This window comes from Endozoicomonas euniceicola (assembly GCF_025562755.1).
GTDB classification, from domain to species: Bacteria; Pseudomonadota; Gammaproteobacteria; order Pseudomonadales; family Endozoicomonadaceae; genus Endozoicomonas_A; species Endozoicomonas_A euniceicola.
Genome location: NZ_CP103300.1, coordinates 5668133 through 5683866, shown reverse-complemented (window position 1 = coordinate 5683866; position 15734 = coordinate 5668133). Strand labels below are relative to the sequence as shown.

General features: G+C 49.3%; 16 protein-coding genes and 1 other RNA gene. 2 read left to right on the top strand and 15 right to left on the bottom strand.

The features are described from left to right. Positions 1-143 precede the first annotated feature (143 nt). The 4 genes from NX720_RS23170 to NX720_RS23155 all read right to left on the bottom strand — a co-directional run bounded on the left by NX720_RS23170 (position 144) and on the right by NX720_RS23155 (position 2972). Positions 144-812, bottom strand: a complete 669-nt coding sequence (locus NX720_RS23170) for a hypothetical protein (protein ID WP_262597844.1) — start codon at positions 810-812, stop codon at positions 144-146. 80 nt (positions 813-892) lie between these two features. After that, positions 893-2305, bottom strand: coding sequence for a hypothetical protein (locus NX720_RS23165; protein ID WP_262597842.1), 1413 nt, complete (start codon positions 2303-2305; stop codon positions 893-895). 96 nt (positions 2306-2401) lie between these two features. Continuing rightward, positions 2402-2671 (bottom strand): hypothetical protein, encoded by a 270-nt coding sequence (locus NX720_RS23160; protein WP_262597840.1) that lies wholly within the window; start codon positions 2669-2671, stop codon positions 2402-2404. A gap of 28 nt (positions 2672-2699) precedes the next feature. Then, the gene (locus tag NX720_RS23155; protein ID WP_262597838.1) at positions 2700-2972 is read right to left on the bottom strand and encodes a FlgK family flagellar hook-associated protein; all 273 of its coding nucleotides are present in this window, start codon (positions 2970-2972) and stop codon (positions 2700-2702) included. 444 nt (positions 2973-3416) lie between these two features. Here NX720_RS23155 and NX720_RS23150 point away from each other — a divergent pair, with 444 nt between their 5' ends. After that, positions 3417-4133 (top strand): CPBP family intramembrane glutamic endopeptidase, encoded by a 717-nt coding sequence (locus NX720_RS23150; protein ID WP_262597836.1) that lies wholly within the window; start codon positions 3417-3419, stop codon positions 4131-4133. 45 nt (positions 4134-4178) lie between these two features. Here NX720_RS23150 and NX720_RS23145 read toward each other — a convergent pair whose 3' ends face one another. The 7 genes from NX720_RS23145 to NX720_RS23115 form a co-directional block, all read right to left on the bottom strand. Beyond that, entirely contained in the window at positions 4179-4871 is a 693-nt protein-coding gene (locus NX720_RS23145) for a flagellar basal body P-ring protein FlgI (RefSeq protein ID WP_262601644.1), read from the bottom strand. 202 nt (positions 4872-5073) lie between these two features. Further along, on the bottom strand, positions 5074-5673 hold the full coding sequence (recR, locus tag NX720_RS23140; RefSeq protein ID WP_262597835.1) for a recombination mediator RecR: 600 nt from the start codon (positions 5671-5673) through the stop codon (positions 5074-5076). Between the two features lie 18 nt (positions 5674-5691). Then, entirely contained in the window at positions 5692-6018 is a 327-nt protein-coding gene (locus NX720_RS23135) for a YbaB/EbfC family nucleoid-associated protein (RefSeq protein WP_262597834.1), read from the bottom strand. 62 nt (positions 6019-6080) lie between these two features. Further along, complete coding sequence (dnaX, locus tag NX720_RS23130; protein WP_262597831.1) at positions 6081-8177, bottom strand: DNA polymerase III subunit gamma/tau; 2097 nt, start codon at positions 8175-8177, stop codon at positions 6081-6083. 208 nt (positions 8178-8385) lie between these two features. Then, an RNA gene (gene ffs, locus NX720_RS23125) (signal recognition particle sRNA small type) lies at positions 8386-8482 on the bottom strand. A gap of 162 nt (positions 8483-8644) precedes the next feature. Continuing rightward, positions 8645-9856: a nicotinate phosphoribosyltransferase gene (gene pncB / locus NX720_RS23120; RefSeq protein WP_262597830.1), complete on the bottom strand. Its 1212-nt coding sequence runs from the start codon at positions 9854-9856 to the stop codon at positions 8645-8647. A 5-nt stretch (positions 9857-9861) separates the two neighbouring features. Then, positions 9862-10530: an isochorismatase family protein gene (locus NX720_RS23115; protein WP_262597827.1), complete on the bottom strand. Its 669-nt coding sequence runs from the start codon at positions 10528-10530 to the stop codon at positions 9862-9864. A 143-nt stretch (positions 10531-10673) separates the two neighbouring features. On the opposite strand from NX720_RS23115, the gene NX720_RS23110 reads away from it, so the two are divergent. Beyond that, entirely contained in the window at positions 10674-11351 is a 678-nt protein-coding gene (locus NX720_RS23110; RefSeq protein WP_262597826.1) for an NUDIX hydrolase, read from the top strand. On the opposite strand, the gene NX720_RS23105 is transcribed toward NX720_RS23110, so the two are convergent. From NX720_RS23105 to NX720_RS23090, 4 genes are all read right to left on the bottom strand, one after another. Beyond that, positions 11341-12411, bottom strand: a complete 1071-nt coding sequence (locus tag NX720_RS23105) for a hypothetical protein (protein ID WP_262597825.1) — start codon at positions 12409-12411, stop codon at positions 11341-11343. The genes NX720_RS23110 and NX720_RS23105 overlap by 11 nt on opposite strands. 609 nt (positions 12412-13020) lie before the next feature. Continuing rightward, the gene (locus tag NX720_RS23100) at positions 13021-14271 is read right to left on the bottom strand and encodes a NupC/NupG family nucleoside CNT transporter (RefSeq protein ID WP_262597824.1); all 1251 of its coding nucleotides are present in this window, start codon (positions 14269-14271) and stop codon (positions 13021-13023) included. Positions 14272-14417: 146 nt separating this feature from the next. Further along, a complete protein-coding gene (locus tag NX720_RS23095; protein ID WP_262597822.1) occupies positions 14418-14846 on the bottom strand; it encodes a DUF2007 domain-containing protein in 429 nt (142 codons plus the stop codon). A 45-nt stretch (positions 14847-14891) separates the two neighbouring features. Next, a complete protein-coding gene (locus NX720_RS23090) occupies positions 14892-15440 on the bottom strand; it encodes a hypothetical protein (protein ID WP_262597821.1) in 549 nt (182 codons plus the stop codon). Between the last annotated feature and the right edge of the window lie 294 nt (positions 15441-15734).

Genomic DNA, 15734 nt, shown 5'->3' with positions numbered 1-15734 from the left:
AAGTGACTATCCACCTGCGTTACAGGGAAAAGTCACAACAACCAGTACGGTTATCTTGGAAAACGACACTGTCTTTTTATCCTTAAATATTTTTTTCGTTTTTATTGAATATTTGTCTTTCGATGAGTCCCAGCACAAAAATTTTATTCCGACCGGGACAGCAGCGTTGTTAGCATCTCTTCCTGACGTTGCAGCATGGTATGCATTCCTGCGATCTGAATCGACATCAGCTTATACTCATCCTTCATCGCTGCCATATCCGATTTCAACACCACAATGTCAGACTTAAACTGCTTCATATCATCCTTTAATCCAGATACATCGGACGCCAGTGCGTTAATTCTCTCATCCTGCCGGTCAAATCGCTCACGGGTTTCCGCAATAAACTCCGTCACACAGGTTTTAAGGTCACCCAGTCGTTTATTCTGGTAGTCAAACTTCTCTTCGAATTTCCTGTCCTGCTCGGCGAACCTCTCTTCGAATTTTCTATCCTGCCCGGCAAACCTCTCTTCAATTTTTCTATCCTGCTCGGCGAACCTCTCTTTGAATTTTCTGTCCTGCTCGGCGAACTGAGCCTCTATTTTTTTATCTTGCCGGTCAAACCGCTCACGGGTCTCGTCAATAAACGCCGTCACACAGATTTTAAGATCACCCAGTCGTTTATTCTGGTAGTCAAAACGGGCCTCAATTTCATCAAACCGGTTATCCCAGTGGCGACTCATCTTACCCAGTACGGTGGTAAGCACCCCGACAGAGTTACGGGTTTCCTCTTCTAAACCTTCAAGGTTGTCCATACGTTCAACAAATGACATGACTTAGCCTCTTCATTTCTAAGCAAAAAAAGAGTAGCAGACCACTGACAGAAAACGTGTTAAATCTTTATACCCTTTCGCTACTTTCCCCCTTGCTCAGAAAAACTGTCTTTCCAGCCCGAAAGCGGCGCATGAATATCACCGTGAAACAATACAATATCGCCATCCATAAAGGTGACTGGCCTGTAATAGCTCTCCCCCCAATAGCTGCCATAATGCTTTTTAATCAGGGCCTGTATCATAGCCTGCAACTTATTAATCAAACTGTCCTGCTGTTTCAGCGCTATTTGAAGCTGCTTCTCATTAAGACCCATCGGGTATGTCATTAAAGCGATACGGGTAAATTTCAGCATCTGATAACGCAAATGAAGAACCAGTAAAAGCTGGTCTAAATAGCTGAAAGCATCAAACTGGATATACACCCGATCCCTACAAAACCGGATCGGCACACCAGCTCCGGATTCTACATAGCCATTACCGGGCTGATAAGCGACATTCTGCCTTCGAATCGACGCAAGGATGCTAACGAGCAACTGGTTAATACTGAAACTTGAGTCAATAAAGAGCAGCTCAAAATCACCAGCCCGCTGATTCAAAACAAACCCAAACAGGTCTCCAAACTCAAGCAACTGGCCAACGGACGATACCTGCTCAGACAGCTCAAGCTCACTCATCAAACTCTCAAATATGTCAAACAGATAAAACCCCCGCATCAACAGCATCAACAGCCGAAATTCCGCAATATACCTGGCAAGAACACTATCTGCTTCATGAGCATGACCAGGAACCGTTACCAGCAAGCGCCTTAGCTGCCTGTACCATATCATCACCTGCCGCAACTGACAGTCTGAACGATCCCCAAACTCATAAGAAAGGGCTTCAACCTGTGGCCGCAACATCGCCAGGTAATCACCAACAGTCTGCCCCCTGCTCACCGCCTCTGCCCCTGTCGTAATCGGATACCAAAGGCCATCCACTCCCAGTAGCTGGATAGCCGGAACGGAAAAACCAGCTCCCTCCAGCGAGCCAACAGGAAATACACCCTGTCGATTCACCAGAAAGCTTCGGGGACTGATTCTTCTATTTTCATTAAGGATAAGTACCAGAATAGGTCTATCCAACCTGCGTGATAAAAGCACTGCCTCCGCAGCCCCCGGAACATCATCAGAAATACGGTAGACACCAGGGGCAGAGCGCAATAACCGCCTGCGCACTCCCACCGCATCACCCTGCACCAGGTCATTATCCAGCCCATTATCCAGCCCGGATGAAACCTTTACATTGTTGACAGAACGCAGCACTTCACCATATAAACCTATCGGTTGCGTATCAGACAACAAGGCGCTGACCGAGCGAAAAAGCGATAAGCCATCCTCCCTGACAGTGCCAATAACAGACGCAATCGCACAGGGCGACACGCCCCCTAAAACGGAAGTCCACAAAACCACCACAACAATAGGGCACCAGTATTTAAGTCTGATAGAGGGATACAATCCGGCTTTCTTCCGCTTATAAAAAAGAGACTGAAAAGCTAGCCCATCAGGCTGCTTTTACCAGTCTCTTTTTCTATGCCAGATAACGTCCTTACCTCAGGCAGTCAGCGGACAGCGGCATAATCTACATGTAATCAAACAGCGACGCACGCCCACCTTAGCGGTCTCCAGGTTCTTCCCATAGGACTCAAGCTCTTTATTGGCATCATCGAGCCCCAGGATCTGAGTCGATGCCAGTGTGTCGTCTGACGGCTTGAGAATTTTCTTACCGGTAGCCAACTGCATCAGGATGCGATTTATGGAAGACGACGTCGACATTATATTGTTCGCCATCGTGTTGTTCATCTGCATGGTGCTGATGCGCATAATAATACTCCTTAAAATTCGTCCCTGATCAGATAGCCAGCAAGCGGTTGGCAACCCCTTCAGCACCGGATAACACTTTCTGACGATAGGCAATATCCATCGGGTCAGCCTGAGCACTGTCCAACCCCTTAAAAAAGTCGTTCAATGCCGGAGAAAGACTTTTGGACTTGCTGCTCAACGTCACTTCAAGCAAATTGTTCTGGCTCGCCAGGGTGGTGGCATACCCCAGTGACGTACTGGCAGTTTGCACCTGCGACACATAAAACTGATCGGTAACCCGCTGAGTACCATTGACCGCCACGCACCGGTTCCCGTGGTAGAGAACAGCGTCTGCTGGCGGGAATACCCTGCCACAGAGGCGTTAGCGATATTGGTACTGGTGACAGTCAGTGCGGTCGAGACAGCATTCATGCCTGCGATACCGTTGTGAATCATGCTCATGCGTCGGAGTTCCCGGCCAGAAAATTTAACTACCCCAGAAAACGACACAAGTCTGAAACAGTTAAGTTTTTTTAGCGGTTTATTTAATTTTTTTTCAGTAAGGACGTATCCAGTAGTACCACAGCTAAGCGCTGTTCCTTACCAGACATTCAAGTACTTCCATGCAATCGACTAACTTAAACAAGACACAAAACAACTCCAACCGAAACTTTTTCTAATATTGAAGGTCTTACTGATGAAAAGTGCATTATTAATACACTAATTACACGCTAAGAACTGCAATACTGATAAAGGAAACAGTCGCATGGAAGCTCTACAAGCAGCAGCCCCTACCTCTGGCTACAGCAGCGAAACAACGGAATACAACAGCAGAACACCACACAAAGTCTGGTGTCGTAACGAATCTGGCCGACTGGCAAGAACAGAACCGGTTAATGTTCATCAAAGAATCGCATCACCAGTTACAACATCCTGGAAAAGCCGGGCTGTCAAAGTGATGAAAGAAGTAAAAACCTACATAGCCGAGACAGCAGCATCCTTTATCCGCAGCAGCTTTAAAACGGCGGTATACCTTAGTTTGATAGCAGTTACTACTATATCTATTACAAAGTGTTTCATGATACTTGGAAATTCCAGTGAAGATTCCCGCGGCAACACTAAGGCAGCCTGCCCCAGCAATCCTGATTTCATCAAATTAATTTTGATCGCACCAGTAATAGAAGAAGTTCTATTCCGAGGCATTTTGCCGAAAGGAATCAATGCTTGCCTGAGGCTTGTAACACGTAATAATGAATTACGAGACAAATTGAGCAATGTTATAACAGCCTCAGCATTTGGCCTGGTTCACTTGGACAACCCAGGTTATAGCCTTAAAGATGCCATAGCCATAGCCAGCCACGGCTATTACTATGGGAATCTTATGCAAACATACGGCATCTCATCTTCAATTGCAGCCCATGCGAGCTTGAATGCCATGTTAAACATAGGAAGACATTATAAATGTAATTTCCAAACACAATAAAGCAACCAGCAGGCGCACTCCAATACGACGAGCGCCCTTTACTTGCTACCCGCCTTTCACTGCCCCCTCAACCTGGGCAACAATCGCATCAGCCAGACCCAATCCCTGACACCTTGCCAGCTCCAGCGCCAGTTGTGAGTCCTGAAACTCCCGCCAGAACTTCTGCTCACGACTGCTCAACAAGCCATCTTCAGCCAGCACCTCACTCACGTCACGCATACTTTTCAGCATCTGCTCCAGCATCATCGCTTCAAAGTCCTGGGCAACGGATCGAAGTGCCTGATCTTCCGCGCCTGCCTGTTCCAAAGCCTGCAATACCGCCATCAGGTCTGACGGGGTAGCCCCAACGGCATTGATGGCATTCACCACATCATGGAGTGAATTGCCCTCTGGCACGATAAACAGGTGCTTATCCCCCTGGTCAACGACAATGTTTGAATCCGGCAACACCACCGTATCACCACCACTGAAAGGCGGCTGACTGGCGCTATAGCTTTCCCGAATGGTAACCACCAGGTTGCCATGACTCACTGCCGCACTACGCAGACGAATATGCTCATTCATGACCACGGTACCAGTACGACTGTTCAGTCTCTGAAACGCAAACGGTATGCCAAAAACCACGAGGAACAGACATCCAGCCGTTCGGTTCTTAATATCAAAGCCTGAACAGCCAAAGCCATGCACAATGGAGCAGCTAAACCTGCTCCGCCCGCAACATAACCGACGACAACTCATCAAATATTTTCTACTCCTGCCTGACCGCTTTTTTATCGAGCTGACGTCGTTTTCTCACTCAATGTCACCACTACTGCAAAAATGGTTTCAACAAAAAAGATTTACAAGCGTCTACCCAACCTACGCACTGAACATAAAAAGCCGGATATAAAAAAGCGCCGACAATCCATTCAGAATTATCGGCGCTTTTAATCTCTGCCCGCTAAGTAAGCAGCTTACGGCGACCTGCCAGGGCATGAGCCAGAGTGCCGCCATCGACATACTCCAGCTCGCCGCCCAGGGGAACACCGTGAGCAATACGGGTAGCCTCTACTTTTCTGCGCTTCAGTTCTTCAGCAATATAATGGGCTGTTGCCTCACCTTCTACCGTAGGGTTGGTTGCCAGAATCACTTCAGCGACCTGATTCTTTTCCACCAATGTCAACAGCTCGGTTACGCCTATATCACCGGGGCCTACGCCATCAATAGGCGACAGGTGTCCCATCAGTACAAAGTACCGACCCCGGTAACCACCCGCCTGCTCGAAAGCCATAACATCCGACGGGTTTTCAACCACACAGAGCGTTGTCGACTCTCGCCCCCCATGAGCACAGATATCACACAGCTGATCTTCACAAAGGGTTCGGCAGTCCTGACAGCGACCCACACCTTCAGCAGCTTCCTGCAAGGCTTTTGCCAGTCTTAAGGCACCTTCCCGGTCCCGCTCCAGCAGATGCAGAGCCATCCGCTGGGAAGAACGAGGGCCGACTCCCGGCAAACAGCGCAGACTTTCCATCAATTCCCTGATCAGAGGACTGAACATAGATGACCCGTCTCTTGATTAGAATGGCATCTTGAAGCCATCGGGCAGATTCATACCTGCTGTCAGGCCAGACATTTTTTCCTTGTTATTGCTTTCAACCTTACGAACAGCGTCGTTCACTGCCGCCGCCAGCAGGTCTTCCAGCATTTCCTTGTCTTCTTCCATCAGGCTTGGATCAATTTCTACACGCTTAACATCGTGACGGCCTGTCATGGTGACTTTTACCATGCCAGCACCCGATTCACCCTGCACTTCAGCGTTAGCCAGCTCTTCCTGAGCCTTCTGCATGTCTTCCTGCATTTTCTGGGCCTGCTTCATCAGATTGCCCATACCACCCTTGAACATAGTGACTCCTTATTAAGGTTCGTGTGATTAAATACAATCGCCCGTCGTCCAGCAACCAACCGCTACTTTATGACATTACCTACGGGCTGAATGCTGTCGTCCAGAACAACAGCAGTGAATTGGTCAATCAGTGACTGCACATTGGCATCACTGTATATACTATCGCGGGCCTGCTGCAGACGTTCGGCAATTTTCCGTTCACGCCAGGCTGCCGGTGTTTCAGTTTGTACAACGCCAACCTCTACCTGCAGGCGCACCGGCTGCTGAAAATAGTCTGATACTGCCTTTTCAATGCGTTCACGATGAGTGTCGTTATAAAGCGTACTACGTCGTTCATCCAGACGCAGATCAATACGACCGCTGCTGTGTGCAACGTATTCACAATGAGACCCAATCGTTCGGGTAACACCACCCAGTGGCAGACTGCGATAAACCGGAATCCAGCTCAGGGCATCCAGATCGGTCAGACATACCCGCTCGGAAGGGTCAGGCAGTACTGGGGCCTCATCAACTGTCTGCGGCACAGCAGCTGGCTCAGGCATGGGCAGATTCTGTAAATCCATGCTGGCCGCATAACTTTCATAGGTTGACATTGGTGGAGGTACATCATCGTCTTCCCGATCACCCGGCTCTGCATCCGGTGCGACAGCAGGCACATAGTCAGCCTGAAAGCCCGAAGCCTCCGCCTGATCAGCATCAAACGGCGGCGCCTCCTGCAAGGGCGGCGCCTCCGATAAATAGTCAGACTGTTCAGCAGAGGGCTGCTCCTGCTCCACCTGCGGCTCAACCACCGCTGGAGCGGGCGAAGGCGAAAAGTTCTCTGGCAAAGGATTCACTGCTACAACTGGAGGCGGTTGCACAGGCTCTGCGACAGGGGCGACTTCCTCAGATCGAGATACAGGCGGCACCGACTCAACCACATGCTCAGGAACACTCTCAGGAACACTCTCAGGAACAATAGGTTCCGCAGCATTCGCAGGCTCGGGCTCAGGCTCCGCCGCTTCAGAAGGATCAGCAGCCGGGCCGGCAACATCAACAGGAGAACCACCAGCAACGGTTGATTCAATCTGCACCGGCTCAGGCCGAAAGGCCAGCATACGCAGCAAGGCCATCTCAAAACCACTTCTTGGCTCTGGCGCTAATGGCAGGTCTCGCTTACCCACCAGGCCAATCTGGTAATACAGCTGAACATCTTCTGCCCGCATATTACCCGCCAGCTGCAACACCTGTTCCCGATCACCCTGACTGTTGTCCACCGCATCCGGAACCGCCTGGGCAATCGCCACCCGATGCAGCACCGACAGCATATCATTCAGTACCGCCATATAATCCGGCGCATGTTCTGCCAGCTCAGCAACCGCCTTAAGGACACTTCCGGCATCGGCAGAAGACAGCGCCCGAACCATTTTCATGACCTGCCCCTGGTCAATGGTACCCAGCATTGAGCTGACTTCACCTTCAGAAACCCGTCCGTTGCCAAAGGCTATGGCCTGATCCGTCAGGCTCAGGGAATCCCGCATACTGCCATCAGCCGCACGCGCCAACTGCCAGAGTGCCGAGGTTTCATAGGGTATATGTTCACTACTGAGAACATTTTCCAGATGCCCGACAATGCGTTCCGGCGTCATATTCTTCAGGCCGAACTGCAAACAGCGGGATAAAATGGTGATGGGCAGTTTTTGCGGGTCTGTTGTCGCCAGCAAAAACTTCACATGGGGAGGTGGCTCTTCCAGGGTTTTCAGCAGCGCATTAAAACTGTGCGCCGACAACATGTGTACCTCGTCAATCAGGTACACCTTGAAGCGCCCTCGGGTCGGAGCGTATTGAACGTTATCGAGAAGCTCCCGGGTGTCTTCCACCTTGGTGCGGGATGCCGCATCCACCTCAATCAGGTCAACGAAACGACCGTCATCGATTTCACAGCAGGCAGCGCACTGCCCGCAGGGTGTCGAACTCACCCCTTCGTCGCAGTTGAGACACTTTGCCAGAATTCGGGCAATGGTGGTTTTACCTACCCCGCGGGTACCGGTAAACAGATAAGCGTGGTGCAGACGATCCTGATCCAGTGCATTCACCAGAGCCTGCAGAACATGCGTCTGCCCAACCAGCTCCTTGAAAGAACGAGGTCGCCACTTGCGAGCAAGAACCTGATAGCTCATTGAAAAGCGTCAATACCCAGTAATAGAAATGTGTGAAACCTATGCTAACGAAGATGCCATAAGAATGCACTATCAGTCACCGATCAACATTCAAGGTAAATACGTACACAGAAGCACCAGTCATCAGATGGCATCGATAAAAGGTAGTGTAATGTTTACCAGGGCGCCTGAGCGGCAGAGACAGGATCAATTCGGGATTGGAGGCAAACCCTGCCAGCCACACCCCGGCACATGATGTCACTGCTACCGTTGCTCCCTTCCGGGCCTGGCGGGGTTGACAGCTGATCATTGCGGGGGGACCGACAGGGTCCACCATAATGCAAGCTCCGGTTCGGTTTGCCGTGTCAGCGCATCGCCCCGTCGTCTTGATGCTGCGCATTCTCCATATTTAATCCCTGTCCGTCAACCACCAGTTATAACTATTTTTATTGAAACTGCTGACTTTTCATACTCTTAAGGTTGAGCAGTTATGATGCTTCCCTGAGGAAGGAAGCCCTGAGCCTGGCAACGAACTCATCATCTTCACACATGGTTTTGCCCGGACTGTCAGACAGCTTGGCAACAGGCTGACCATTCAGCTCCACCAGCTTAAGAACAATATTCGGCGCAGGCTGCCCCATATCGTTAGTCAGGTAGGTGCCAATACCAAAACTGACCTTAACCCGACCCGAAAAGTGCCGGTAAAGCATTAATGCCGTATCAAAATCCAACTTGTCACTGAACACAAGCACCTTGTCACGGGCATCAATACCCAGGCTGGCATAGTGCGCCAGCGCCTGCTCACCCCATGCCACAGGATCACCGGAATCATGCCGGATACCGGCATAAGCGGTAGCGAGGCGGTGGTCAAAGTCCTGCAGGAACGCTTTCATGCTGATCGTGTCGGTCAGGGCTATTCCCAGCTGACCGTGGTAATAGTCCAGCCAGGTAAATAAGGCATCCTGTTGAAAGTCGGATAATCGGTCACCCAGCGCCTGATGAGCCTGAAGCCATTCATGAGCCATAGTACCAACAGGTTTAAGACCAAGGATTCGGGCAAGATGCAGATTACTGGTTCCCGCAAAGGCTAAGGGCAGTTCTTTCTGTAAGGTTTTGACCACATGCTCATGCCACTGTCCGGAGAAACGTCGCCGGGTACCAAAATCCACCAGGTTAAAATCTGCGTCATCGCCCAGATCCACTTTAAACTGCTGAATCTTCGTCTGTAATCGCAGCTCTCCTGAACGTTCAGGCTTGCCACCAAAATGCCGACGACAGTGAAGCTCACTGACAATAGCCAGAATAAAGATTTCGAAGTGGGTAATTTCAGCCCAGTTGCCAGCCACCGTAATGTCTACATGCCCGCCGGTCTCAGCAATATGAACCGCTTTCGGGTCAAGACGAAACCGACGCAACCAGTGCACAAATTCAGGCGTTATAAAAGGCAACTCACTTAACCAGAGCAACTCTTCTTCTGTCAGTGACAGCTCGGCCAGCAAATCAATCTGGCGGCGCAGCTCCAGCAAGTCCAGATTCAGCTGACCCGAGCGACAACGGAAGCTCATCTTACCCGTGGCCTCAGGGTAACAACTGAACATCACCTGCTGCATGGTGTACTTGTAGAGATCAGTATCCAGCAATGAGGTAATAATTGGTTTTACCGTGACCGTTTCAATAGCACCCGCTGTGCAATTAATCATCAAATTCAGGCTTCCTTCACTGACTGGGAACTGAAAACCAGTTCGTCCAGACTATTAATAAATTCTGCACCTGCCTCACGCATCTGTGTCATCGCCTGCTGCTCTGTTACTTCGGTCAGACTTCGTGTTGCCGACAGGTTGACGATCACCCTGAACCCCGCCTGCAACAACTGCAATACCGTCACTTTGACACAGAAATCCAGCGCCAGCCCTCCAACAAGCACAGTACGGGTATTGCGGTCACGCAGAAACTCAATCACCCCCGTACTGCGGGTATCAGCCAGATCGTGATAGCAGGCACCATAAGGGTGAAGGTCAGGCTCAATACCTTTCCAGACAAAGAAATCATAATCCGTCACCGCTGGCAGCCCCTCCAGCAACTCAAAACCATAGGTTCCCGGCACCGCATGAAGATTCCAGTAAAGATCAGAGTTAGCGTGGCCACTCAAAGGCGTCAGCTGCGGGTTTTCCTTACTGGCCACCCAGACTGCTGACACAGGATGAGCATCTTTCGAAGCCACTCGCCAGTGCGCCAGCTCAGCCTGAGCATTCAGTGCATTGGCAATGGTATGCCCATCGGGTACTGGCAGTTCTTCAGGGCACAGAGGGGTGAAGCAGTTCTGGGCATCCACATCGAAGGAGGCAATGATGTCAGAAGAATTAATTTCAACCATGATGACCTCAGGATGACAAAATGAAGGTGGTTCACTAACATAGTGAATTAGGTTCACTATCCTGTCAAGCCGACAATCACTCGGAAGACTGAGGTAGAATACCAACGAATAACTGTTAATCTGCTGATATCAAAGGAATTTATATGAGCCTGAATACGGCACTCATTTCAGTCGATGTGGTTGCGTTCCGGCTACTTAAGGACAAGCTGCATGTGCTTGCCCAAAAGATACAGGCAGGCAAAAACGACCCGCAGTGGATGTTACCTGCCGGAAAAATTGATCCGGTCAAGGACCAGAGCATTGACGATACCGCTTATCGTCAGATTGAGCGTCTGACCAGTAAAAAGCCCGGTTACATGGAACAGGTAGTGACCCTGGGGGACAATCGACGGGACTCACGGGGATGGTCGATGACGGTCGTCTACTGCGCCCTGATCGATAACAATGACTGTGAGCAACTTGCACCAGGAGCAGAATGGCTGACCACAGAGGCCAAAACCCTGAACGAGCAACTGGCTTACGACCATAGCCGCCTGGTTCAACAGGCGCTTGATCGCTTGAAAAGCAAAATCCAGTATTCATCACTGCCCGTCTATCTGCTACCTGATGCCTTTACACTGTCAGAAATTCATGGCGTTTTTTCAGCCGTACTGGACAAAGCACCACCTATGCGCTCTATCCGAAACCGCTTCCTGCAAGGGGACTTGCTGATTGATACAGGAAAACTGAGAAGGGGCAGCAATCGGCCTGCTGCTCTGTATAAGGTCAACCATCATTCAGAAACCTGGCTGTTTGACCGGCTGTATAGCTCTACTCGCTGAAAGGCTGTACATTGATCGTGAACCTGGATCCAGACTGCTGATTCAAACTCTGGAGCCACCCTTCAAGCTGACCTGCATCCACGGTCTCAGGCATGCCAACGCGAAATTTCAGAACCTGCCTTCGGAGAAGTGAATCAAAAGAGGAGGTTATAAAACGGTATTCTCCAGTACGCCTCAAGATACTGGCGATTTGCCGAAGATAGGCCATTTGAGGCCAGGTAACGGGTAAACTGTCCCAACTGAATGAAAAATCCACTAGAAATTCATTAGAAAATGGTGCGTATCCGAAAGCCCATGTGCTGGTCGGGGTAGCTATCCCACCCGTCGTAATAATGCACGATCCCAGCCCATTAAAACCCTGGCTTATCGCTCCAATTCCTCCACCTAGAGCAAGCCCCCCGATACACGGGACAATAAATCTTCCCCACTTCCACTTAGGGTTCAAACTGGAATCAAACACATACTTACCACAGCGGCGTATTGGGCCACACGAATTTGTCTCCTCACCATCCCCGCGCATTAGACTGGCCATCAAGCCGGCAAACTCTTCAAGACGGTTTCTGGGAACCTGGTAAACAGGGCTATGCTCTGGTACCCCCTCAGAAGAGATATTTTCTTCCAGCCAGGCAGTGACATGGCTATTGCCTGTGTAAACTGAGCGGATGACCGGGTGGCGGCTGACAGCCTCAGGCTGCTGGTTGATGATAGGGCTGTCAGCCTCCGTGATAAAATCCAGGGAGCTTTCATCAGGTTCCTCTGAATGGCCTTGGCCCTGATCGGGTTCCTGCGCTCCTCCCCCCCGCGCTGCAACAGGCACGCTTGCATAAGTGTGCCCCCCCATTTCATATTCTTCAGGAGGAACAGTCGATTGCGGATCATCCCTCCATCGGGAGAGACAATAATTAAACATTCCAAAAAAAGTGTTCAAGATACCAGAATTATTTTCTTCATCCTCAGTTAAATTCAGAAGAATACTGGTTGTTTTGCCATCCCTCTGCAGTATAAGCAGATAATCTGCTGCCTCAACTCTACCCGTCACCTGACACAACAAAATAAACAAGAAAGAATATCTGCATAATATTGCAGGATTACACCAACTCTTCATGATCTACCCGTAAAATAACCTGAAAACTTATTTCTAACCTTGACAATTAGCCATTGAGTACAATGTCATTAACAGTATTTAGGTAATGCAAACACCACACACATCGAACATCCAATAAAACAAGTGACAGAAAAAATGGATTCAAAGTCTATAGCCTGATCAGACTAAAACCATGGAACGGAACAGAAAAACTACTGCAAGTGAAGGAGTACGCTGCACATTGGCACTGCAGCCATATAAGCCACCACATCGATATAGTGAGTTGTGATGACTTTTATAAATAAAATTTTTATTGACATAACAACAAATGGTAACAGTAAGAATCCCCTGTATTTGACAGTCCAAAATTTAGATCAGATCAAAAATGATTTCTGATTGTCAGGCATTCTTAAAATAGCAAAACATCAACAACGCATTTTTTTTATTTAGAATATTTCCGAATACGATCATTCTTATTTGGTTTACGACAGCAAATCCAGAATACGACTCGCTTAGTATTTTTTAATTCCCATAAAAAAAGGCCACAAAATGCGGCCTTTTTTTAAGTGCAGGTTTAGCCTCTTCTTACAGAGCAATAAACAGACCCGCAATCGTAGCACTCATCAGGTTAGACAATGTACCCGCTGCCACAGCCTTCAAGCCAAACCGGGCAATGTCGCCACGACGGTTTGGAGCCATGGAACCCAGACCACCCAGCAAAATAGCGATAGAAGACAGGTTAGCAAAACCACACAGCGCAAAAGTCATGACCGCCTGAGTATGCTCAGAGAACACTTCAACACCGGCTGCCAGAGCCGCTTCAGGATCGACGTAAGTAGCAAAGTTAGAAAACGCTACAAACTCGTTCAGAACAATCTTCTGGCCCAGGAAAGAACCAGCGCTCAGAGCTTCAGACCAGGGTACGCCAATAATGAACGCCAGTGGTGAGAAGAGGTAACCCAGAATCATTTCAACGCTCAGGTCCGGCTGACCAACAAAGCCTCCAACCCAGCCCATGATACCGTTAGCCATGGAGATCAGAGAGATGAAAGCCAGCAGCATAGCGCCAATCACCGCCGCCAGTTTCAGACCGGAAGCCGCACCGCCCGCAGCTGCATCAAACAGGTTGGCAGGCTTTTCTTCATCGGTCTCTTCCAGGGCTTCAGCGGAATCATGAGGCACTTCGGTTTCAGGTTTGATGATTTTCGCCATCAGCAAACCACCCGGTGCCGCCATAAAACTGGCTGCAATCAGGTACTGGAGGTCTACCCCCATGCTGGCAATACCCGCCATAACCGCACCGGCAACGGAAGCCAGACCACCAACCATAACGGCAAACAGCTCAGACTGAGTCATTTTGGCAATATAAGGACGAACCAGCAGCGGTGCTTCTGTTTGACCTACAAAGATATTGCCTGCTGCGGATAGGGATTCTGTACGACTGGTGCCCAACAGTTTCTGCAAACCACCGCCGATCACACCAATCACCTTCTGCATAACACCCAGGTGATACAGAACCGCCACCAGGGCTGCCACAAAGATAATCACTGGCAGAACGTGTATGGCAAAGATAAAGCCAACTTTGAAATTCGCCAGATCACCAAATACAAAACCAATACCATCGCTGGCATAGTTTAATACTGCCTGCACGCCATTCGTCATGCCAGACAGGACAGTCTGACCAAATGGGATATAGAGTACGAAAGCACCCAGGAGCGCCTGTATGGCAAAAGCACCACCAACGGTACGAAGGTTAATCGCTTTACGGTTATCGGAAAGCAGGTACGCAATACCGAGTATCGCGACCATACCAACCAGGCTCATAAGAACTTGCATGGAGAAAAACACCTTGAAGGAAGCCAGAAACTGGCTGCGCATTATACTCAGAAGATCAAAATTGAACAGAAAGTACTTTCCGAATGATCTGACAGCTCGTTCAAGAACTTTGAACATTCAGCAAAATAGGCGGCAAACAACCAGAATCAGTCTTGCAATGGTGGAACAAGATAACAACCGGGAATGCGCGACACCGGATCGCTTTTACAACCACATGTGCGGCAATAGTAAAACTCCCTGACTGGAAACAGTGGAAACTGTATCAGCATAAACATCAGAAAGGCCCGGCGTTTACCAGACAACTGTATTTCTGTATCGCAGCTTCCACACTGCTGGCAACGGTAATGCTCCTCACCGTCTTCTACAACACCCTCCAACGTCAGCAACTCTTTCGCACAGTCCACACAAGCTTCTGGCACCAACAACCGAACACCTCCAACGGCATTGGAGTAAAGCCAGTTCATTGCGATCAGGTGCTCATCAAAAACAAACGCAGGTATATCCTGACTGTCGAGCAAACCTTTTGCCAGCCAGGCTTCATAGGGAAATGAATATCGGGAAATGGTCACAAGCACCAGGTAAACCTCTTCGATTACCGGATGCGAGTCTAACAGTTCCGATCACCACTCTGCACGCTTTCGCAGGAAGAACGAACCAGCCACAGGATTATCAATTGAGGAGCTCAACCCTTTATGCAGGGCTTCAGGATGAATGGTGGCCATTGTATCCAGAACAAACAACTCTTTACCCAGATTGACATCAACAATAATGACACTCCCACCCTTTGCGATATGGTCGTGATAGGGCTGAATCCGGTAATTATCACTACTGGCGCCGATCATCCCGCCCAGCCAGGTACAAAAGCCCATCGCTACGAGACCAGCAAAAACACTGACCATCGCCACCACTTCATGGCCAGCCATCAGCTCCCAGATAATGAAAGCCACCAGCCCGGCTGCAAATAGACCGACCAGCAAACCACGCTCACCCGCATGAAGAATATCCAGCTCACTGATAAAGCTGGCATCATTCATATTGCGTTTTTGCATGGCAAGGTGATCATTATGGAAAACATGAATCTGCCTGGGGGGAATGCCGGCATTTTCCAGCGTTACAACGGCATCCTCTGCCGCTCTCAGGTCTTCTAACAAGTAGTGGTGCTGTTTCATCTCTGAGCCTCCCTGCTCCGTACTGCTTAAACCTGCAGCCACTGAGCGTGACTTGCAGTATCAGGCGTTCTCAGTCAATAGAACTAATATTATGACATTCCAACTGCTTCGGAGAAGAATTGCCGTAGCAAGTTGCTTTTAATAGCGAAAAAGTATTTCTAATTTATTTTTATTGCGTTTGCATTTTGATTAATTGCCAGACGATGCTGTAACGCTGGCATTAAGATTCTGTTACGATAAGCAGGCTATTCAGTTTTTACTTTTTTACCCCAGTCTCTCTTTCAGTCGTAATCA